This window comes from Kitasatospora sp. NPDC023385 (assembly GCF_055664045.1).
This window is the reverse complement of record NZ_JBVOOL010000050.1, coordinates 1-21386: the sequence shown is the minus strand read 5'-3', so window position 1 is coordinate 21386 and position 21386 is coordinate 1. Positions and strand designations below refer to the sequence as shown.

At 68.8% G+C, this 21386-nt stretch carries 13 protein-coding genes; 3 read left to right on the top strand and 10 right to left on the bottom strand.

Features of this window, described 5'->3' with window-relative positions; translation table 11 throughout:
• Positions 1–29 precede the first annotated feature (29 nt).
• Together AC0B61_RS35980 and AC0B61_RS35975 are read right to left on the bottom strand one after the other, a co-directional pair.
• A complete protein-coding gene (locus AC0B61_RS35980; protein ID WP_471746574.1) occupies positions 30–806 on the bottom strand; it encodes a DUF4328 domain-containing protein in 777 nt (258 codons plus the stop codon).
• Positions 807–908: 102 nt separating this feature from the next.
• Positions 909–4481 (bottom strand): ricin-type beta-trefoil lectin domain protein, encoded by a 3573-nt coding sequence (locus tag AC0B61_RS35975; protein ID WP_471746572.1) that lies wholly within the window; start codon positions 4479–4481, stop codon positions 909–911.
• 828 nt (positions 4482–5309) lie between these two features.
• On the opposite strand from AC0B61_RS35975, the gene AC0B61_RS35970 reads away from it, so the two are divergent.
• Positions 5310–11789: an RHS repeat-associated core domain-containing protein gene (locus AC0B61_RS35970; protein ID WP_471746570.1), complete on the top strand. Its 6480-nt coding sequence runs from the start codon at positions 5310–5312 to the stop codon at positions 11787–11789.
• Positions 11790–11910: 121 nt separating this feature from the next.
• Here the strand turns inward: AC0B61_RS35970 and AC0B61_RS35965 are convergent, their stop codons facing one another.
• The 6 genes from AC0B61_RS35965 to AC0B61_RS35940 form a co-directional block, all read right to left on the bottom strand.
• Positions 11911–12591 (bottom strand): hypothetical protein, encoded by a 681-nt coding sequence (locus AC0B61_RS35965; RefSeq protein ID WP_471746568.1) that lies wholly within the window; start codon positions 12589–12591, stop codon positions 11911–11913.
• A 24-nt stretch (positions 12592–12615) separates the two neighbouring features.
• Complete coding sequence (locus tag AC0B61_RS35960) at positions 12616–13257, bottom strand: hypothetical protein (RefSeq protein ID WP_471746567.1); 642 nt, start codon at positions 13255–13257, stop codon at positions 12616–12618.
• A 363-nt stretch (positions 13258–13620) separates the two neighbouring features.
• On the bottom strand, positions 13621–14571 hold the full coding sequence (locus tag AC0B61_RS35955) for a TniQ family protein (protein WP_471746566.1): 951 nt from the start codon (positions 14569–14571) through the stop codon (positions 13621–13623).
• Positions 14572–14681: 110 nt separating this feature from the next.
• The gene (locus AC0B61_RS35950) at positions 14682–15704 is read right to left on the bottom strand and encodes a TniB family NTP-binding protein (protein ID WP_471746564.1); all 1023 of its coding nucleotides are present in this window, start codon (positions 15702–15704) and stop codon (positions 14682–14684) included.
• Positions 15698–18034: a Mu transposase C-terminal domain-containing protein gene (locus AC0B61_RS35945; protein ID WP_471746562.1), complete on the bottom strand. Its 2337-nt coding sequence runs from the start codon at positions 18032–18034 to the stop codon at positions 15698–15700. The genes AC0B61_RS35950 and AC0B61_RS35945 overlap by 7 nt, the downstream gene beginning before the upstream one ends.
• Positions 18031–18762 carry a TnsA-like heteromeric transposase endonuclease subunit gene (locus tag AC0B61_RS35940; RefSeq protein ID WP_471746561.1) on the bottom strand — a complete coding sequence of 244 codons (732 nt, stop codon included), beginning with the start codon at positions 18760–18762 and terminating at the stop codon, positions 18031–18033. The genes AC0B61_RS35945 and AC0B61_RS35940 overlap by 4 nt, the downstream gene beginning before the upstream one ends.
• Before the next feature lie 161 nt (positions 18763–18923).
• On the opposite strand from AC0B61_RS35940, the gene AC0B61_RS35935 reads away from it, so the two are divergent.
• Together AC0B61_RS35935 and AC0B61_RS35930 are read left to right on the top strand one after the other, a co-directional pair.
• Positions 18924–19139, top strand: a complete 216-nt coding sequence (locus AC0B61_RS35935; RefSeq protein WP_471746559.1) for a hypothetical protein — start codon at positions 18924–18926, stop codon at positions 19137–19139.
• Positions 19140–19980: 841 nt separating this feature from the next.
• Positions 19981–20121 (top strand): hypothetical protein, encoded by a 141-nt coding sequence (locus AC0B61_RS35930; protein WP_471746557.1) that lies wholly within the window; start codon positions 19981–19983, stop codon positions 20119–20121.
• Between the two features lie 68 nt (positions 20122–20189).
• On the opposite strand, the gene AC0B61_RS35925 is transcribed toward AC0B61_RS35930, so the two are convergent.
• Together AC0B61_RS35925 and AC0B61_RS35920 are read right to left on the bottom strand one after the other, a co-directional pair.
• Positions 20190–20588 carry a hypothetical protein gene (locus AC0B61_RS35925; protein WP_471746556.1) on the bottom strand — a complete coding sequence of 133 codons (399 nt, stop codon included), beginning with the start codon at positions 20586–20588 and terminating at the stop codon, positions 20190–20192.
• 534 nt (positions 20589–21122) lie between these two features.
• On the bottom strand, positions 21123–21386 hold a 264-nt coding region (locus AC0B61_RS35920), incomplete at its 5' end, for a GNAT family N-acetyltransferase (protein ID WP_471746554.1).

Below are 21386 nucleotides of genomic sequence, written 5' to 3'. Positions count from 1 at the left end.
GGTGATCCATCCGACACCCGAGCGACCGGTCAGACGTCAAGCTGAGCACGTTCAGCTGTACCTGACTGAGCACTTCGACGAGTACGCGGACACCCGTGGCCGCGGAGCGGTGCCCCGGTGGGGGCACCATAGGCTCGGGCAGCCGACTCCTTGAAGCGTTCCTCCTGGAGGGCGGTCAGCTTCTGCACCATCAGGATGGCGAGGACTGCGGCCGCGAGTTCCAGGAGGTCGGAGGCGTTCAGCCACGTGACAGCCTCCTGGTAGGTGTCCGGGTAGCGCGCCTGTCCGTAGAACTGTGCACCGAGTCGGCCGACCACGATGGTGGCCCAGAGGGTGCCCCACCAGAGGTTGAGGAGGGCCGGTGCGAGTGCGGGGCGCACTCCGGACTCGTCTGGGCGGGTGCTGGCCCGCCAGGTATCGGCGGCGATCTGCCGGGGGAGCCAGAGGGCTGCGACGGGGGTGAACCAGGCGCCGATCGTCCAGCCGCGCCGGAGCCTGTGTCCGTGCGGGTCGAATCGTTCGGCGTTCACTCGTACTCGGTAGAACCAGAGGATGAAGGTGACCGTCGAGGCCAGCAGGGCTACGAGGTGGAGCTGGCTTGCGTGCCGGTAGAGCGCTTGCGCGTCGGTGAGAGCGGTGCTGTCGGACAGTCCGAGTGTGACGTCGGGGGGAAGGTCGCCGGCTGCGCCGTGGAGGCGTATCCCGGCGATGAGAGAGAACAGTGTGACGGCGCCGGTCGCGGAGAGCAGGACAGTGGCGGCGGTGGCGGTCGGTCGTGGTGGGTGGTAGGCGGCGGGTGAAGGCATCGGTGAGGGCTCCAGGTCCGGATCGGGGTGGAGGAGGGGGTTCCCGGGGCTGTCCCCGGGAACCCCCTCCTCCATGGGTTGGTCAGGTGATGACGGTGTGGTTCAGGGCTTGTGCTTTTCGTAGGTGAGGTTCCACTGCTGATTGGCCTGGAGGCCGGGGCAGTCCCAGATGCCGAGGCGGGTGCCCTGATCGGTCTGCCATCCGGGCAGCTCGAGGCAGCGGCCGCCGGGGTTGTCCGCGGTCACCGTGGCGGGCAGGTAGATGCGGCCGTCGGGCCGGACGGCCCATTTCTGGCCGGTGTTGCCGACGCAGCGGGAGAGCATCAGGCCGGTGCCGTTGCCGAGGGCGTTGTTCTTGGTGGAGACGCACCAGCTGCCGGAGCGGATGGTGCCGTCGATGGCGAAGTTGAAGCGCTGGTTGACGGTCTGCCAGCAGGAGTAGGCGGCGACGTCGGTGCCTTCGTTGGGCCCGCCGATGGAGTCCATGCACTCCCCGTCCGCGAGCTGGGGGTGGACGGTGACGCTGGAGTCGGAGTAGCCGGCGAAGGAGGCGTGGTCGAAGCTGTCGACCTTGCCCTTGGTGCCGGTACTGCTCGTGCCGGGGAAGATGGCGATGGCGTTCGTGTTGTCCATGACCCACAGGTCGGGGGTGCCGTCGTTGTTCAGGTCGCCGGCGCCGATGCGCGGGTACTCGGACACCGTGACGGCCTGGCCCACGTTCAGCTTGATTCCCTGGTCGGGCTTGGTGAGGGCGGTGTAGTCGACGGTCCCGCCTGCGGTCCAGCCCAGGGGGTAGGCGTAGAGGTCGCCGGTGGTGCGGTTCCTCGCCCAGACGGTGGCCTGGTTGGTGGGGTCGGTGGTGCCGGGGATGCTGGTCGCCCCGTTGGCGGCACCCGGGTTGATCAACTCCATGTCGGCCCAGCTGCCGGAGATGGTGGGGAGGTAGGTGGCGGTGTCGAGGGCGGAGTCGAGGCCGTTGGGCTGGAAGAGGTAGAGGCTGTTGTTCTCCAGGGACAGGATGGACGTCTGGGTCATGATGACTTTGTGGGCCTCGTTGCCCGGCTCACCGCCGACGGCCTCGCCGTCCGGTGTCCCCATCGCGATGACCTGTGAGGCGCTGCTCCAGTTGGCCTGGTTGTAGCCGGGGCAGGCGGCGCCGCTCTGGTAGGTGGTGCAGTCGGGCCGGTTGAGGGGGACCGGGGTCAAGGTGTCGAAGCGTCCGGTGCCGTTGTTGGGGATTAGGTACAAGACCTCGCGCAGCTTGGAGGTGGTGTTCTTGTTGTAGTGGGCGAGGATCGCGTCGACGGCTTGTCCGACGGAGAAGGTTCCGTGGTGGCTGACCTGGTAGTCGGCCCAGGTGGCGCCGTAGTCTCGGTTGCCCGGGGCTGCGGCGGCGGGGGCTGCCAGGGAGGTGGTGGGGTCGGTGGTGCCGCCGATGACGCGCAGGTCGCCGTTCTTGTCGACGGTGATGACGTCGGGCTTCTGGTCGTTGTCGACGTCGCCGAAGAGTGGCTGGGTGCCGGGCTTCCAGGGGACGTAGAAGTTGTAGACGGCCGGCTGGCTGTAGTTGCCGGCGTTGTCCATGGCCCAGGCGTAGAGGGTGTTGGTGCCCCAGTCCTTGGCCTTGTAGGTGTAGGGGCGGTCCCCCGGCTTCCAGGTGCTGTTGTCGCACTGCCAGCCCACGACCGGCGTCGGGTCGGTGCTCACCCGTACGCAGGCGATGCCGGAGGCCTGAAGGCCGGCGCCGGGGACGGGGTCCTCGGCGTTGATGGTGAACGTGCCCTCGTCGTTCATGTACTTGGCCGGGGTGGGGTTGGGGGTTCCCGAGGGCGGGAAGTCGGTGGAGCTGATGCTGACGCGGGGGTTGGTCTTGTCGACGCGGAAGTAGCACCAGGCGCTGTTGGGCGAGGTGAGGGTGTCGTCGGTGGCACGGGCGAGCCAGCCGTACTGGTGGCCGTCCGATAGCGTTCCCACGCTCACGGTGGGGCCGGGGTCGTTGTAGCTCCTGCCCCAGTCCCCGGGCAGTGCGCTGAAGTTGGGATCGTTGTCGTCCCACATCTGGTAGCCGGTGTAGAGGTTCTGCCCGGCGGGCGACCAGCTGTTGGCGGTGAGGTAGACCTCCTGGTTGTTGCCGACCCAGCCGGGGTTGTCCCAGGGGTTGGCGCCGCCGCTGGTGCACTCGGCCGTGCTGTGGGTGTCCGCGAAACCGGGAGGAGGGCTGGTACGCGGGTACCAGATGGTCGGCGTGATGTCGTAGGTGGTGGTGATCGAGGGGTTGTTCGCAAGGAAGTGGCGGTAGCTCTTCTCCCACTCACTGGCCTGCGGCGCGATGCCGATCGTCCATACCTGCCACTTCTCCGCCGCGGCGCGCCTCATGGTGTCGGTCACCTCGATGGCCAGCTGACCCGTGCCCTTGAGCCACTGTCCGTTGACCGCGGCACAGCCGTCCATGACGACGTTCCCGTTGTCGCCGCACGGCTGCGCGTACCAGTTGGTGTTGGTGCCGATGGTCTTGCCCGCGGGGGCGGAGTAGATGACGAACGGCGTATCGGTTCCGGGGCTGGAGGCGCCGGTGACCTGCCCGTTGAAGATGGCGCTCTGAATGACGGGGGCGGATTCGGCGCCCTGGGGGATGGTGTAGATGGCGGGGTTGATCCCGAACTGGAAGTACGCCCGCTGGCGGCCCTCCACGCCGCAGTCCAGGCTGGGGTCGCTGCTGTGGTAGCCGCAGTACCCGGTGGCCACGTTGGACTTCAGGTTGTAGTTCTTGGCGTCCTTGTGGTTCTCCTGGACCTCGACGGATCCCTCGGTGTAGCTGGTGGCCGCGACGAACGAGGGGTCGAGGAACCAGGGGCCGTCACCGGAGCCCAGGGCGTCCTGGTTGGGCGTCAGCTCGATCGCCGACGGGGTGACCTTGGTGGTGATGGCGGCGACGTTCGCACCGTCACCCGGCGCTTCGGCGGTCGACGGGATCCCGGCCGGGCTGTCCGTGGACGCGGGGGCGGGGGAGGAGGCCAGTGTCACACGCTCCGAGGCCCTCGAGGCACGGGCCGCCGCGGTCGCGGGAGGGCTTGCGGGCTTGCTCGAGTCCCACTGTAGAGGGGCTGGGGCCCGGAACCGGGTGGCCCCCTTGTCGTCGACGACGCTGATGCCGCCTCCTGAATGGTCGGCCGCCACCGACAGGCCGTGCGCGGCCATCGGGAAGGTGAGCGACTTCAGCGCGGCACTCTCGGCGGCCTGTTTGGTCCGCACGATGATGACGTCCCGCCAGCCCCCCTGGGGCAGCGCGGTCAGCTGCAGGTCCACTCCGGGAAGGACATCGGAGTAGGTGGCGTTCGCTCCGGCCACGGACGGCTTCGGCAGAGGGAACGGGGCGTTCACTACCAGGCTCTTGCCGTCATCGGTGGTGATCGTGGCCATGGGACCTGATCCGCCGCCCGAGAACGTCAGCCCGGTCGTCACCACGGCCGGGCTGAGAGTGCCGTCGGTGTTGGCGCGCAGCGTCGGGTCGATGTCCGTCCAGGTGCCGGCGCGCTTGGTCCGCACGGCCTGGGCGTTGGCGGTCGTGGTCAGCGTGCCGTTCGGGTTGGCGACCGTTGCGGAGAGCTCATCGGTCAGCGTCTCGACGGTGACCGGCTTGCCGGCCGACCGGGCCTTGGCGATCGCGTCCAGCATGGCCTGCTGCCCGGGTGTGCGGGCCGGAGCCGGTGACGTGGGGACGATCGGTTTGACGCCGCCTGCGGGCCCGTGAGTCTGAGGTGGTGCGGGGGCTGGGTCTGCCGCGAGCGCGGCGGGTGCACTGAGCAAGGCAAGGCTCAGCGCGCAGCCGGTGCCGAGCGCGGTGAGCCGAAGCACGCGCCTGCGTATGGAAAGTGCCGGTGGTGTGTGCGCGATTGTGCGCGGGGTGTTCGACATGGCGTGGCTGTGGGGTCCCTCCCGGTAAGCCGCCCCTTGGTGGGAGGCGTTCGGGTGGGAACGATGCGGCCTGACCTGCGACTTGGTCAAACCCGCCGACAGCTTGTCCCTGCTTGTCCGGGTAGGTCTCGGATTGGCAGATCAAGACTTTATAAACATCTTATGCGCGGCGCCTCAACGGTGGTTGCAGTGTCTGCGGGCGCACATATCGTCACATCGATCATGGCACGCGCGTGCCCATATGACGCTGTGTCGATACTGAACGAGGAGAGACACCACATGGTGGCATGGCCTGCCCGGAAACGGGCCGGGAAACGAATAGGCGGCCGATGGCGGTCGCCGGCGGTAGCAGGCGCAGTCGCCCTGGCGCTGACCGGGGTCACCGTCCCACCGGCGGTCGCATGGACCTACCCCGAACCCGAAGGCGAGGTCTGGACGCCACCGAACACCCCCCTGGGAAGCACCGACCGGCCCGTCAAGGGCCATGACGCCCATTCTCCGGGCACCAAGACGCAGAGCCGGCCTACCGACTGGAAACCCCAGACCGCGGCACCCATCGCCACCGGCACCGCGACGATAGCCGTCGGCGTGGACAGCGCCGAGGCCCAAGCTGCCCGCAAGGCCACCGGCGGAGCATCGCCCGTCTCCGGCGGCACGACCGGGACGAAGGCCGGAAACCTGGCCGTCCAGGTCGCCCCTGCAAGCGGCAAGGGCGAGAGCGTGCACACCGTCACCGTCGAGGTGACGGGGAAGGACAAGGGCAACGCCGCAGGCGTCACCGGGCCGCTGGTAGCGCTCACTGACGCCGAGACATCGGCCGGCGGCGACGGACGCGAAGCCCACGTCACCCTGGACCTGAAGGCCCTCCAGGCCGGCGGGTGGTCAGACCGCGCCGGCCTCGTGGCGCTGCCGGCCTGCTCCCTGACGACACCGGAGCGCCCTGAGTGCCGTACGCAGACTCCGGTTGCGGCGAAGACCGATGCCTCCGGCACGATCACTGCGGACGTCATTCTTCCCCCCGTCAAGACGTCTGCCAGGACGGGCACCGGCGCCGTGAATGCCTCCTTCACCACTGCGCAGGTCTCTGCCACGGCCCTGACCGGCGGCGGGGGCACCACCGGCGGACCCATCGTCATCGCACCCACGCCCGCCCCGTCCGGGCCCCTGGGTAACTACACCGCTACATCACTGTCGTCATCCGCGGCCTGGACAGCCGGCTCCAACACGGGCAGCTTCACCTACAACTACCCGATCCAGGTTCCGCCCTCCCTCGGCGGGGCCGCCCCCACCGTGGCGCTGGGCTACAACTCGGCGGAGGTGGACGGCAAGACGTCCGCCTCCAACGCCCAGCCCTCGTGGATCGGTGACGGCTGGGGCTACGAGCCCGGCTTCATCGAGCGCTCCTACCGCAGCTGTAAGACGGCCGGCATCACCGATTCCTTCGACGAATGCTGGGGCGGGCAGAACGCCGCGCTCTCCCTGGGGGGCCATTCGGGCAGGCTCGTGCGTGACGACGACAAGCACGTCTGGCACCTCGAGAGCGACGACGGCACCACGGTCGAGCAGCTCACCGGCGCGCCGAAGGCCGCAGGTGACATCGACTACCAGGACATGGACTACTGGCGGATCACCACGCCTGACGGCGTCCAGTACTACTTCGGCCGCAACCACCTGCCCGGCGGCGACGGCTCGGACCCGGCCGCGAACTCCGTCTTGACTGTTCCGGTCTATTCTCCCAACGACGGGGATCCCTGCCACAACGCTGGCAGCGGCACCAACTCGTGGTGCCAGATGGCCTGGCGCTGGCAGCTCGACTACGTCGTCGACCCGCACGGCAACCTCACCACGTACAAGTACGCCACCGAGGGCAACAAGTACAAGCGAGGCAACGGGCAGAGCAGCGGCAACGGCACCCTCACCGACTACCAGCGCGCCGGTTACCTCAAGGAGATCGCCTACGGCCAGCGCCTGGACGACCAGCTGGCGGCCAAGGGCGGCGCAAACCCGGCCGCGAAGGTCGCCTTCGCCGTCGCGGAGCGCTGCATACCCGGCACCACGACGGACTGTACCGAGGGGCAGCGCACCGCCGACCACGCCGACGCCTGGCCTGACACGCCGATCGACCAGATCTGCACCGATGCCTCGTGTCAGAACTCGGCACCCACCTTCTTCACGACCAAGCGCCTGACCTCGATCACCACCAAGGTCCTGGTCAACGCCGACTACCGCACCGTCGACACCTGGAACCTGACCCAGGAACTCGCCGACCCCGGCGACGGCACCAAGCGTCTCCTGCAACTCGACTCCGTCCAGCGTGTACCGAGCAACGGCCAGGCGGAGATCACGAACCTGCCCGCCGTGCAGTTCCAGTACAAGATGCGGGCCAACCGCGTCGACGGCCTCGTCCCGGCCGAGAAGATGTACATGCGTCCGCGCATCCAGGGCATCACGACCGAGACCGGCGGCAGCATCAACGTCAAGTACAACACCGACCCCGAGTGCTCGAGGGTCAACAACCACATGCCGTCCTCCGAAGACGGCAACACGATGGCCTGCATGCCCGTCAAATGGCTTCAGAACAAGGTGTCGCCAGACGGACAGGTGACCAAGGAACTGATCACCGACTGGTTCGACAAGCCCCGCGTCGAAGTCGTCACCGAACAGGACCTCGTCAGCACCCCCGGCATCGGCAAGACCACCGAGTACACCTACGCCGGCGGCGCAGCCTGGCACCGCAACGACGCCGAATTCACCGACCCCAAGACCCGCACCTGGGACCAGTTCCGCGGCTACCAGTCGGTGACCACCACCACCGGCAACGCCAACCCCGGTGAAGCCCCCAAGACCCAGCAGAAGGTCACCTACCTGCGGGGCATGGTCGGCGACTACCTCGCCGACGGAAAGACTCTGCGCACGGTTCCGGAGGTACCGAACCCGCTCGGCGGCACCGTCCCCGACAGCGCCCAGCTGGCCGGCCGCGTCGTAGCAACCGAGGTCTATGACCAGGCCGGCGGAACGGTCACCGCAGTAAGCGGGACCACCTACAACGGGCAGGACCACTCCGCAACCCACGCCCAGAGCGGCGGCATGCCACCGCTCTACGCCTGGCGTCCGGACTCCGAAACAACCTCAATCACCAAGGCCAAGCTCGCCGACGGCAGCTGGCGCACGACCACGACGGTCACCACCAGCGAACCCGCCAACGGAAACCGTGTCATCAAGGTCGACGACAAGGGAGACGGCACCACCGCCACCCCCGAGACCTGCACCACCACCGGCTACGCCTCCGGCGGCAACCCGCAGATGCTGACTCTGGCGTCCGAGACGACCACCTTCCAGGGGCCCTGCTCCGGGACGGCGACGGCCGCGAACACCCTGTCCAACAGTCGCGTCCTCCTCGACGGCAAGCCCTTCAACCAAGCCGGTACGGTCGGCGATCCCACCAGCAGCCAGGTCCTCGACCACTTCGACCAGGCCGGCAACCCCGTCTACGTCCACGACGGCAGTACGACATTCGACGTCTACGGGCGAATCACCACGAACGCGACGACCGACGGGTCGACCTACGACCGCAACGGCACCCAACTGAGTGCTCCGTCGGTCACCCCCGCCGTCACCTCCGTCACTCTCACCCCGCCCTCGGGCCAGCTCCCGACCGAGATCCGCACCACCGGCCCGATGGGGGCCGGGTGGACCACCACCGTCACCCAGGACCCGGCCCGCGGCTCACCCCTGACCAGCAAGGACATCAACGACCGCGTCACCACCGCCCACTACGACGCCCTCGGCCGCGTCACCGCCGTCTGGGCACCCGACCGGCCGACCACAGACCTGCCCAGCCGGAAGTTCACCTACTCCCTGAACGGCTCCAAGGCACCCTCCACCGTCAAGACCGAGTCAATCAACGACGACGCGGTCACCTACTCCGCGAGCATCCAAATCCTCGACGGCCTGGGACGGCCCCGCCAGACCCAGAGGACCAGCGCCGCCAAGCCCACCGGGCGCCTGATCACCGACACCGTCTACGACACCCACGGCTGGGTGATCAAGACCTCCGCCCCCTACTACGAGCAGGGCTCCTTCCCCACCGAGTCAATCTTCATCCCCCAGACCGACGGCCAGGTCCCCGGCCAGACGTGGAACACCTACGACGGCAACGGCCGCGTGCTGCGCACGGAGTTCCGCTCCTACGGCAACCTCCAGTGGGCCACCACCAGGGCCTACCCCGGCGCCGACCGTACCGACGTCACCCCGCCTGAGGGCGCTATGCCTTCGTCGGCCGTGACCGACGCGCGCGGGCGCACTACCGCCCTGTGGCAGTACCGGACCCCGGCGCCGACCGGAAACCCCGCTGACGCAGATGTGACGACCTACGGCTACACGCCCGTCGGTCTGGCCGCGTCGAGGACCGACAGCAGCGGCAACACCTGGAGCTACGGCTACGACCTGCGCGGGCGCCAGGTCTCGGCATCCGACCCGGACACCGGCACGGCGCAGACGTTCTACGACGTCAACTCGCGCATCGACCGCACCGTCGACGCCAAGAACACCACGCTCGCCTACAGCTACGACCTGCTCGGCCGCAAGACCGGCACCTTCACCGGCAGCGTCGCCCCCGCGAACCAGCTGGCCTCCTGGACCTACGACACCCTCGTCAAGGGCCAGAGCACCTCCTCAACCCGCTACGTCGGCGGAGCAGGCGGTGCGGCCTACACCACTGCGGTCACCGGCTACGACACCGCCTACCGCCCACTTGGCACCACTATCACCATCCCGACGACTGAGGGCGCGCTCGCCGGCACCTACACCACCACCAACACCTACAGCCCGGTCATCGGCTCCCTGAAAAAGGTCGCCATTCCCGCCGCCGGCGGCCTGCCCGCAGAGACCGTCAGCTACGGGCGGACCATCACCGGCCTGCTGACCTCATCCGCCAGCCTCGGCAAGGCCGTCGTCGCCAAGGTTGACTACGACGCCCTCGCCCGCCCCGTGCGCACGACCGTCGGCCAGTACGGCAAGCAGGTCGTCTCCACCCAGCAATACGACTGGGCCACCGGACGGGTCATCAACAACTTCCTCGACCGCCAGGTCGGCACCGTCTCCGTCGACCAGACCAGCTACACCTACACCCCGTCCGGCCGGATCACCTCGATCGCCGACATCCAGGACGCCTCCGCAACCGACACCCAGTGCTTCACCTATGACCACCTGAACCGGCTGACCGGAGCCTGGACCGACACCGGCGGCACCACCACCACCGCAGACTGGACGGACTCCTCCGGCGCCGTCCACGGCACCGGCAGCTCCACCACGGTCCCTGGCATCGGCTCCTGCATCAACAAGGACGGCCCGGCCACCGTCGGCCCCGGCGGACGCACCGTCGGCGGCCCGGCACCGTACTGGAACACCTACACCTACGACGCCACCGGCAACCGCACGAGCTTCATCCAGCACGACATCACCGGCAACAGCCTCAACGACACCACCACCACCCAGACCTTCGGAGCCGCCAAGACCACCAACACCCCCACCAACGCCCCTAGCACCGGCGGCGGAACCGGCGGGCCCCACGCCCTGCTCACCTCAACCACCAGCGGACCTGCGGGCACCAAGGCCGTCAGCTACCAGTACGACGCCAAGGGCAACACCACCGCCATCACCGACACCGGCGGCACCACCACCCTCACCTGGAACGGCGAGGACAAGCTCGACTCCCTCACCACAACCGGACGGGCCGACGCCACCACCACCACTTACCTCTACGACGCCGACGGCAATCAGCTCATCCGCCGCAACCCCGGCAGAACCACACTCAACCTGCTCACCGACCAGCTAACCCTCGACACCAGCAGCGGCACCACGAGCAACGTCCGCTCCATCGCCGCCCCCGGCGGCCTGACCTACACCCGGGTCACCGCCGCCATCGGCGGAGGCACCGTCCTCATCCAAGCCGCCGACCCCCACGGCACCAACGGCGTGCAAATCAACACCGACGCAACCCAGACCGTCACCCGCCGCCCCACCGACCCATTCGGCAACCCCCGCGGCACCCAACCCGGCACCAACCAGTGGGCCGGCACCAAGGGCTTCGTCGGCGGTAACACGGACGACACCACCGGCCTCACCAGCCTCGGAGCACGCCAGTACGATCCCACCACCGGCAGATTCATCAGCCCCGACCTGATCATCGACGCAGGCGATCCACAGCAGTGGAACTCCTACGCCTACAGCAGCAACGACCCGGTTAACCTCTCGGACCCGACGGGGAAACTGGCCGCCTCGGGTACTCCCAAGGACCCGGGCTGGAGCATCGTTCGGGACCCCTCATGGGGTGACGCGGTTCTGAGCGACGGAGACTACGCCACCGACGAACAGATCATCGCGGCAGGCCGCAATGACGGAACCAAGTTCAAGCCCGTAAGTGGGGTCAGTGGGAGATTCGCTCAGATCCTCGCCCGAGACCAGAAGGCCGATGGGACCTGGGACTGCTGGCGCTGCGGCTACAACTTCTCCGACTCCAGGGACTTGAACGCCGGACACCGCATCATCCCCCGGAGCAAGGGCGGCAACCTGTCGGAATCGAACCTTTGCGTCGAAGGATGGGCCTGCAACAGCAGTGCACAGGACCGAGGACGTCCGAGCCCCGGCATGTCCTGCAGGGAACGCTACGCATGCGGCAGCCCTAACCCCGCCAAGCCGTACCGGCTCAACCGAAACCAAAACTGGCTCTCACGGGTGGCAGCCGCACGCGGGGACCGCGGTACTGCCTCCGTCGGCGGAGTCCTGGGCGTGGCAGGACTGGCTATCAGTGCGGCCGTGATCGTCCAAGACGTCAAGGCAGCCCCGCCGGGACAGAAGGTGGACACCGCGGTGGATGACACCGTGACCCTAATCGGCGGTATAGCGGGAAGCATCTACGGTGCCGAAACCGGAGCTGCCATCGGCACGATGATCCTCCCCGGCGTCGGAACGGTGGTAGGGGGAGCCGTGGGAGCCGTCGTGGGTGGCGTCATCGGAAGCGGCATTGCACGTAATACCGTCAAATCCATCAGAAAGTGGTTCTCCTAGTGAAGCGGTAGCCCCATCAAGGACTAACGGGAAGCATGTGGCCGGCCATCATCACTGCGATGGCCGGCCACACTATATTTGCAGGAATCACGCACCTCGGGCGGCGCTCTAATGGTGCAACTCACGCACGCGACTGCGGATATCCAATCGAATACAACTCCGAGGCTACTGACGCAGTATTGCAACCCGGGTTCAGCGCAGCAGCAAACTGCTCCACCGGGCCAGCCAGATCGAGTATTCCGCGAACCGCCGAAGCGGCCTCGCCCGCCTCTTTGAAACCAAGCCTCTTGATATGAAAATCGGCCCCGAACTGCGTGAGGTCTTCCAGGATCGCAGCTGCGCCATCGGGAGTCTCGTGACCTGGCGGAAAATTAAGACGAGAGCCCGTCTTCCACGTGGCTTCCGGGGCATCATTCCACGTGCAGCACGTTGCAAGAACGACGTCGTCATCCAGAAACTCTGGAGGCTTTGAAAGGATCCATTCGAGGCTTTCCGGCACTTCATCGAGAACCCCGGGCCAGAGTTGCATCGGATGACTGGAGTAGGGGCTCATCGGGGATTCATGATCGAATCCAACGACCAGCGCCCCCTGTTCGCAGAAGGCAACAAAGTAGCCATCTCCACTGCCGTCCATAATGGCGGATTGCACACCGGGGAGCCATTGCGTATCATATGAATGCTCACGCGCCCATACATTCTCCGGCTCGCGAATAATGTCAAAGGCTGCGAGTGCGATGCAATGCCGCCGAAGGGCGTCTATGTGCGGCAACGCGCGGGCCACATCGACGATCGAGGTCACCATTTTAAATTCCTTTAGACGTGTCGACTACCGTGACGAACGTGCCCGCACCCCGAGCGCCATCACCTCGGCAGCCTTGGCAACAGTTTCTGCATTTTCGGCAGCGGACTGCGTGGTTACGACGACGCACATGTCGTTCGGAAGTGCCACGCGAATCATCACCTGGCGCCAGTCCGAACCCTCGAACTCATAGCCGAACTCGACCAGGTCGAATTCGTCAGCAGATCTCTCTCTCACAATTTTCTGACCCGGGGCGATAACTTCAGAGAGGCTTGGAACTCTATGCGCAGGGATAGGCCCCTGAATATAAATGACTGAAGAATTCTCTCCGAAAAGGTAGAACGGTGCATTGGTATCTCCGGGGGGCGGAGAATCAATGGCGAATGCCTCGGGCCATGGGATCGAGTACGCTGTCGTTTCGATCAGCCATGCCTCTTGCGGTCCACCATCTCCGACCTCGATGACATCATTGAGGGAGCCGACACCCACCAGGCGCGCCTCAACGTTATCCGGAAATCCCCGCAAGGTGACTCCCCGGTGCGACATGCCTGAGACGTGGCGTGTTACGGACAGCGAGGTCGCAGAATCCTCAATTCGCTCAACGGTGTACGGAGCCTTCGGGGTGATTGATACGCCGAACCCGGACAGGCGAGCGAAAGAATGCAACATTTTCCCTGTAATTCCTTTGTCGAGTTCTGTTCGGCACGTGTCGCAAGGACTGATTGTAGCAAGTTTTCGGGAGAAATTCTCGATGTGGCGGGTCGGTGATTGGCTGAGCAGTCGTGTTCCTGGGCTGGGGGTTGATGGGTTGGTTGAGAAGGTCTAGGTGGTGGTGGGGTCGTGTTCGGGGTGGGGGCCGGTTCTCGGGGGTGTTGATGGCTGGGTGTCAGTTGGTTTGACCTGTGGGTTTTGGTGGTTGGTTGAGAAATTGTGGATGGCGTGAGAAGGGGTGGGGTTTCCCGCTGTTTGGTTGAGAGCCCTGTATGCGCTGGGGTGGGTTGGGGATGGCTGCGGCCGGGCCGGCTTGGGTGTTCAGCGGTTTCGGGTGTGGTGGTGGGTCCAGGTGGTGAGGAGGCTGCCGGGTAGCGCGGTGAGGTGGGGCAGGCCGAGCGCGACCGCGGTCTGGTTGAGGAAGGCACGCACGCGAGGGTCCGCTCTGCCGTGGCGGGAGGCCGGGAAGGGTGGGGTGGTGGCGAGGGTGCGGGCGAGGGTGACGGTTTCGGGGTAGGTGACGGCGTCTCGGGCCAGGAGTGTCCAGGAGCCGGTGACGGGCTGGACGTCGGGGTTGGCGTGTTGGAGGAGGTGCCGGCGGCGGTGCCAGCGGGCGGTCAGAGTGGTGTGGGTGGAGTGGTCGTGCCAGCGGGTGGTGATCGCGGTGGCCCAGGTCCACGCGTCCGCGGCGTCGGTGCGGTGTCGTAGGCGTTGGTGGCTCGCGTGGGCGGTGTCGAGTTCGGGTAGCGCGGCGGTGCTGAGGCTGTGGTGGGGGCCTGCGGCCCAGTGGTGGTGGCGTGGGCAGAGTCTGGCGTGGTCGGGCAGGTAGGCGAGGGCGTGGTTGGTGGTGCCGGCTGTGCGGCGCAGCGTGCACGTGGGGCAGGCCCGCAGCGGTGCGTGGCGGGGGTCGAGCCTGTGCCACCAGGCGTGGCCCGCACGTGCGCGGCCGGGCCCCGCGGCGGGGCAGGGCACGCCGAGGTGGGGCAGGGCGTGGGCGAGGTGGTGGTGGGGGAGGCGGGTGAACGCGGCCAGGCGGTGCTGCGCCGTGTGGTCGAGGTGGAGTTCGCTGCCTGCGGGTGTGCGGCTGGGTCGGCCGCTTGCGGTGATGGCGAGGCCGTTCAGCAGGTGTGCGGGCGCCAGGTGGTGGGCGTCGGCGAGGCGCTGCAGCCAGGAGGCGGTGCTTTCCGCGGGCAGGGGCCGGATGTCCAGGAGGGTGGGCGCCGGGGTGAGGAGGACCGGGAGCGGCCGGGTGCCGGATACGGGCACGGTCACCGGACCGGGTCCGGGTGCGGCCGCCCGCGGACCGCCCGGGGAGTGCTGCGCCTGGTGTCCGGGGGCGGGGCCGCCGTCTGCCTCTGGCCCGGTGGCGGTTGCGGGCAGGTTCACCGTCGTCGTGCCGTGGGCCGGATCGGTCGGTGGTGTTGTTCGGCGAGATGGTCAAGGGTGATCGCGTCCAGCGAGGTCTTGGTGATTTTCTCGGTGCCGTCGAGGATCGCGGTGATCGCGGCCTGGCGGATGAGGCGGGAGAGGCTGCCGATCCGCCCGGCGGTGCGCTGGTGGAGGTAGGGGGCCAGGCGCCGTAGGGATCCGGGCCGGTGGGAGGTGAGGTCGAGGGCGTTCTCGAACGCGGCCACAGTGGAGCGGAACGGGGTCCGGTCGCCGATACGGGCGGGCAGGGGATCGCAGTCGATCAGCGAGGTACGCCCGGCCAGCTGCGCGCCGCGCACCCCGGTGAACAGCGGAGTGTCGGCGACGTCGATGCCGGCGTAGACGAAGGTCGCGGGCAGGCGTTCGGTGAGGTCTTTGAGGAAGTCGGCGGCTTCCGAGCCATTGGTGGTGCGGGGGTTGAGGCGGTGGATCTCGTCCACGAGGACCAGGCTGACTCCCAGGCTGGTGTACATGCTGCAGACGGTCGTGGTGAGCAGGGCCTGGGTCATGCGCGGGCCGACCGGCAGGCCGACGAAGCGGGCGAACTCGGCGGCCAGGCTCTTGGCGCTCGCTCCGGGCGGCACCAGGATGTACGCGACTGGCGCCCGCCCGGGGACGGGAGTGCGGGACAAGGACCGCTGGTGCAGTTCGTAGGTGCGCCCGACTTCCTGTAGGGCGGTGCTCTTGCCGGTGGTGGGCGGTCCGGTGACGATCAGTCCGGGCCGTGCGGTGCCGTCCTGGTGGCGCCCGAGCAGTGTGAGGGTTCGCACGCTGGTGGTGATCTGGTCCAGGGCCGGGGTGCGGACGACGACGAACCGGGAGTGGTAGATCAGGCGTTGGGCCGCGCTGCGCCGGGGCTTGTCCGGTGAGGGCGGTGCGGGCCGTTTGCGGTCGACGAAGCGCCGCCATTCCTCCCACGTGGTGGGCGTCGCGGTCCCGGCCTGGACTGCGGGCTGGCCGGCGGTCGGGGTCACCACTGCTGCGCCTCCTCGGCCGCGTCGTACAGGCCGAAGCCGGTGTCCACCGCATCCTCATCGTCCAGTTCGTCCTCGTCGTTCCAGGCGAGGTCGGCGTCGAGGTCGTCCTCGTCCTCACCGCGCGGGTGCGGACTTCCTGGCGGTGACATCGGTGTGGGCCACGGTTCGGCGGCGTCGAACAGCGCCGCGGGGGCCTCGCCTTCCCCGGCCGCCGTCTCGGACCGTGCAGCGCCGGCCCGCCGCGGCCTCGGAACAGCCGACCCGTGGTCGTCAGGCTGCTGCCCGGGGCCTGAGTTCTCCGGGGCGGCGGTCTGCTTCTGGCGCCTCGTCTTCCCGTGTCCTCGGGTCTGTCCGCCCGGGTCCTCCACGGCACCGACGGGCCCACCGGGCCCGCCGGTGTGGTCGTGGGGGAGGGCGGCGGGTGCGTGGCGGGTGATCAGAGCGTGTTCGCGGGGGTGGGTGGTGCCGGTGCGGGCGCGGCGCAGGAGGTCGTCGAGGGCCTGGGCGAGGTCGGCTTCGTGCCGGTCGCGGTCCCCGCGCCGGGCGACGGTGTCCTTGAGGTGCTGCCACAGCTGGTCGCCGAAGGGCTGGTGGACGTGGTCGGCGTGGATCCACGGGATGGGCGTGAAGGCGCCGTCACCGAGGCGGGCCCAGATCCGGCGGGCATCGTGGGGGTTGTGGTGGACCTCCCACCGGCCCTGCTGCGCCGTGACGCTGGAGGGCTGGCCGCGGTAGTCGCCGAGCGCGGGGTGGTCGTAGGTGCGGTGGTTCAGGCGGATGCCGCGCTCGGTGATGGGCTTCCACACGACGGGCAGCAGTTCGATGTAGTCGTCGCCGGTCAGGGGGAGCGGTACGTGGCCGGTGGCGCCGAGCATGGCGCCCCACATCTCGTTCGGGGTCAAGGCGGTGGCGGGCATCGAGGGGTGGCGCAGTCCCTCGGTGGGGCGGTTCTGCCACTCGACGGTGATCCACTGGTCGAGGAGGTCTTGCAGTTGGGCGACGCTCCACACGGCCTCGCGCTGGCTGTCGGATCCGCGGCGCAGGACGTTGGAGCCGGTGTGGCCGGCGACGTGCTGGCCAAACAGGGTGTTGATGGACCCGAAGGCGCGCTCGACGTGGCCCTTGGCGGTGGGGCGCCGGGGCGGGGTGGGCTGCACGCTGATGCCCAGGCTTTCGCAGGCGGCCAGGAACGCTGCGGAGAGGAAGATCCGGCCGCGGTCGACGACCACGGTCTCCGGCACCACGACGGGGCGGCCTGCGGCGGCCTGCAGGCGCGGGTCCGCGTCCAGGAGGTCCTCGTACGGCACGGGCGCGCGGGACATGGCCAGGGCGTCGGGCCAGCCCGAGCGCAGGGAGTGCGGGACGGCCATCTCGGCGAGCAGCAGCGCCGCGTCGACGGCCTTGGTGCTCGCCGGGCGCAGGACGGCGGCCAGGATGGAGCGGGTGGCGACGTCCAGCGCGATGGTCAGCTCCGGGCGGCCGGTGGTGCCGTCGGCGAAAACGGCCATGACGTCCAGGCGGGTGGAGTCGAGCATGACCTGCTCGCCCGGCCGCAGCGCCACCGCCGGCGTGAACGGCCGCCCCGGTGAGGCGGTGGCGGTGCGCGCGGGCCGGCCGGGCAGTTCGGCGGGGTCGGCCAGTGCCTTCACCAGCCGGTAGAACGTCGCCTGCGCCGGCAGCTTCACCGCCCCGGTCCCGTAGCGGTCGTCCAGTACCTGCCTCGTGAGCTGCATCAGCCCCTTCACCGTGCCCTTGGAGCGGCCACGCTGGCGCCGCAGCGCCTCCAGCACCGCGGCGACGACCTTCTCGTCGGCGCGCCCGGTGCGGCTGGCGGGTTTGGTGGTGCGGTGATCGACCAGCCCCCACAGGCCCTGACGCCGGTAGTTCAACCGCATCCGCTGCACGGTGCTGACAGCGACGTGTTCCCACCCCAGGGCGGTGAGCTCTGCGGCCTTGGCCTGCTCCCGATCGGCGAGCGTGTGCAGCTCCGGGTCGTACTGCGGCCGCGGCACCCCCGCCGCTCCCTCCCCGCCGGCGAGCCCGTACTCCACTTCCTGGATGTGGCGCTGCCAGGCCAGTGCCTTCTCCTGCTCGCGCACCGGCACCGTCTGGAACAGCCCCCACTGCGGCACCCCCACCTGCGGCCGCGCGCCGGTCACCGCGAAGTCCGGCGCCGCCACCAGGTGCCCGGCCAGCACCGTCGCGACCTCGCCGCGCTCGCCGGCCAGGCGCACCAGCTGTCCCTCCACCCCGACCACCTGCCAGGCGCGCCCGTCGAAGACGATGTGCGCGCCCACCGCCAGCACCCGCCGGCCCGACCCGCCGCTCACGCCGCCACCCCCCGGCCCACCACGGTCCCGGCGTCCAGCGGCCGCTTCCCCAACCCCATGGCCAGAGCGCCGGACCACAGCAGATGGAAGACCATCGGCCCCGCCCGCAACGGCACCCCCACCGCCGCGACCCCCTCCGCCAGCGGCCGCGGCTCGGCGAACGCCGACAGCACCGTCTCACGCAGCACCCCGTCAGCACCGAACCGCGGATGCCGGTAGCCGGCCAGCCACCGCACATTCGCCGCCACCACCGGCGACGGCGGCTCCAACCGCCGGTACACCCACCCCACCCCCTCACACACCTGCGCCAGCACCCGAGCCGCCCGCTGCGCCGCCGGCCCGCCCACGCCCGCAACGGCAGGACAGTCGGCCAGCAGCGCCCCGCCGTCCGCGTAGCGGGCGAACAGCTGCGGCACCCAGGAACGCACCACTCCGTCCTCCTCGCGCCACAGCAGCCGCACCGGCCGCCCCGCCAGACCGGTCACCGAACGCTCACGGTCCAACAGCATCAACTGCATCCGCATCGCCATCGACCCGTGCGCCACCAACCGCCCCGTCGTCGAAGACCACCACCACCCCGGACCCCAGCTGCGCCCCGGCACCACCGGGAACGCCGAAACCGGCCTTAACTCCTCGAACCGCACCTGTCCGGCCGCCCGCCCCAGGCGCTGCTGGACCACCTCGCCAGCGACCGTGACGAAGCACGCCTCCACCCTCGCCGCATCCATCAAACCCACCCCTCACCGCAGAGACCCGCCGTCAGGCAGTCAAGTCCGTTGAGAATCCGGCAGATAGAAGAACAGACACCGTTCACTCCAACGAGTGCTGCACCTCTCGCTTGCTGTGCCTGTGCTGGACGTGCCGGGGCTCGATCGCGGGGAAGGAGGGCTTGAAGCTGGAGCTGCGGGAGGAGGCCCGGCCGGACCGGCTGGAGTGCCCCGACTGCGTACAGGCCCGCGCCGCAAGGGACTTGAGGCCGCTGGTGCTGCCGGTCCTGACCAAGCGCGAGCTGGTGGCCGCGCTGGTCTCCACCCCGGATGACCCGTGGTGGGAGGACCGCGTGCTGCACGCGAGGCTCTACCTGGCGAGGGGCCGCCGGGTGTGACCTGTTGGTGTTGTTGGGCGTCAAATGGCCTTGAATGCTGGGTTGTCTGGACCTTTGGTTGGACCTGTCGAGAGGATGAGCCGGGTTGGTGTGGGTCGAGTTTGATGACTGTGTGTGGTCGCGTGATGTGGTCGGGGGCGGGTTGGCCCGCTCGGGGGTTGGCTTGGTGTTGCGGGCTGCTTTCGGGTGTGAATTCCGCCGGTAATTCCGGTTGGTTGTTTTGTCGGATTGGCCGCCGGATGGTGGTCTGAATTCGGGCGGTATTGAATTGGCCGGGGTGGTGGTGGGGTTGGTGTTCGGTTTGGCGGAGCCGGGCTGGGAAGTGGTCGGTGGTCGTCGCTGTCCGGGTGCCGCCGCCCTGCTGCGTCCCTGGCCGCCGTCGGGGGTGGCCGGTCCGCCGGCCTCGGTGGCTTCCCGCCTCCCCGCCTGCTGCTGTGCCCGCCGTGGCCGTCGTCCTGGTCGGCCGCCAGGCCCTTCCCGCTGCGCCCCGTCCTGGTGCAGCGGCCTGTCCTGGTCGTGTTCGCCGGGCGGTGCTGTGCTGCCGTCCTGGGTTGCTGGTCGCTGTCGGGCGGCCGCTGTCCGGGCGTGCTGCGCCGTTCCGGGCTGCTGGTGGGCTGGGTGGCCGTCAGGCCGCCCTGGAGACCGCCCTGGAGGGTTGGTGGCCGGGGTGTGGGTGCTGTCGCTCCCCTGTCGCGCCTGCCTGTCGCGTGGGGTGCTGTCGTGTGGTGTGACGTGGGCGAATACCGGGTTTCCCCTGTGTGTGGTCTGGGCGCGACAACACCCGCGACAGGCGCGGGCGTTCTGCCGTACCGGTGCTGCCGGATCGTTGGGGTGTCGGCCGGTGCCGGGGGTCGCCGACCGCCGGGTGCTGGCCGTCCCGGGGGCGCTGTCCGGGATGGCCGGGCGGTGCCGCGGCTGCTGCTCGGTGGGGGCCGCCGAGAAGGCCAGCCTTCCCGGCGGCGTGGTTGTCCTGTGCCACTGATCCTTGACCGATTGCCAGTGAAGTTGGACCACTGCACGGTTCGTGCCATCGAACCTTGACCGCCCTGGTCAGACGGCTCCGGGCTTGGCAGCCTGCTTCGTACCGTCGGCCGACTCCGGTGTTTCCTGGTCGCTGGAGCTGAACTGCTCGCCGATGTTGTTCCACATGAAGCCGTCCTGCCAGCCCGGCTTCGCGACAGCCCAGCCGAGCAGCGCCGCGAGGACCTTCTCCTGCGAAACGGTCATGGTCTGGAAGTGCTGCTCGGCCACGCCGTTCCGGTATTCGAGCTGGTAGGTGTTGTTCTCGCGCAGCAGGACCTGGATGTACCAGTCGCCGGGCCGTTCCCCGTCCACCCGCTCCACGACCATGTGGGCGTTGCCCCGCCGCAGGTGGGCCAGCATCGTCCCGATGGCGGGCTTGGTGGCGCGCTTCACCACGTGGCCGCGCTCGTTGGTCGCAATCAGCATGGCCAGATCATCCAGCAGGAGGCTGACAACGCCCCGTGAGGCCCTGACCAGGGCGGTCAAGGTTCGATGGCACGAACCGTGCAGTGGTCCAACTTCGATGGCAATCGGTCAAGGACCGGTGGCACAGGACATCGGTGGTGATGGTCGAGAAGGCCGGCCTTCTCGACGGCCTGGTCCTGGTGGTGGTGCTCGGCGGCCGGTGGTGGGCGGCCGGGTGGTGGGTGCGGGTGCAACGCGGTGTTGCGCCGGGGTGCAACACGGGGCCGTGTTGCGGGTCTGACCAGGCGTTATGCGGCTGGGGGTAGGGGCGGGTGGGCGTGTTGCAGTGCCGTGTTGCACCCGCTGCCCGGTCCGCCGGCCTCGGCGGGTTCCCGCCGCTCTTGACCTGTGACAGCGAAGTCGGGACGGTTGTCACCGAAGTTGGGAACTGTGCCGGTTTGTGACAGCGAAGTTGGGAAGCACTCGCGCAAGCGGTGCGCCCAACCGACGACCGATCGGTCGCCTCGTGGATCCGTCGCGCTGCCGGGCATGAGTTCAGTCGGACGGCGTGCCCGGGGACCACACGCCGAGCCACTGCTCGGCGCCGTAGTCCTCGAACCGCTGCGCCTCGGTGAACCCCAGCTTCGCCGCGACGCGCATCGAGGCGTCGTTGGCGGTCTGGGTGGAGAGCACCACCGGCTCGCCGGGATGTGCGTCGGCGAACCAGTCGAGCGCCGCTGCGCCCGCCTCGGTGGCGTACCCGCGTCCCCACGCCTGCGGCAGGAACATGTAGCCGAGCTCGGGCTCCCCGCCTTCCGG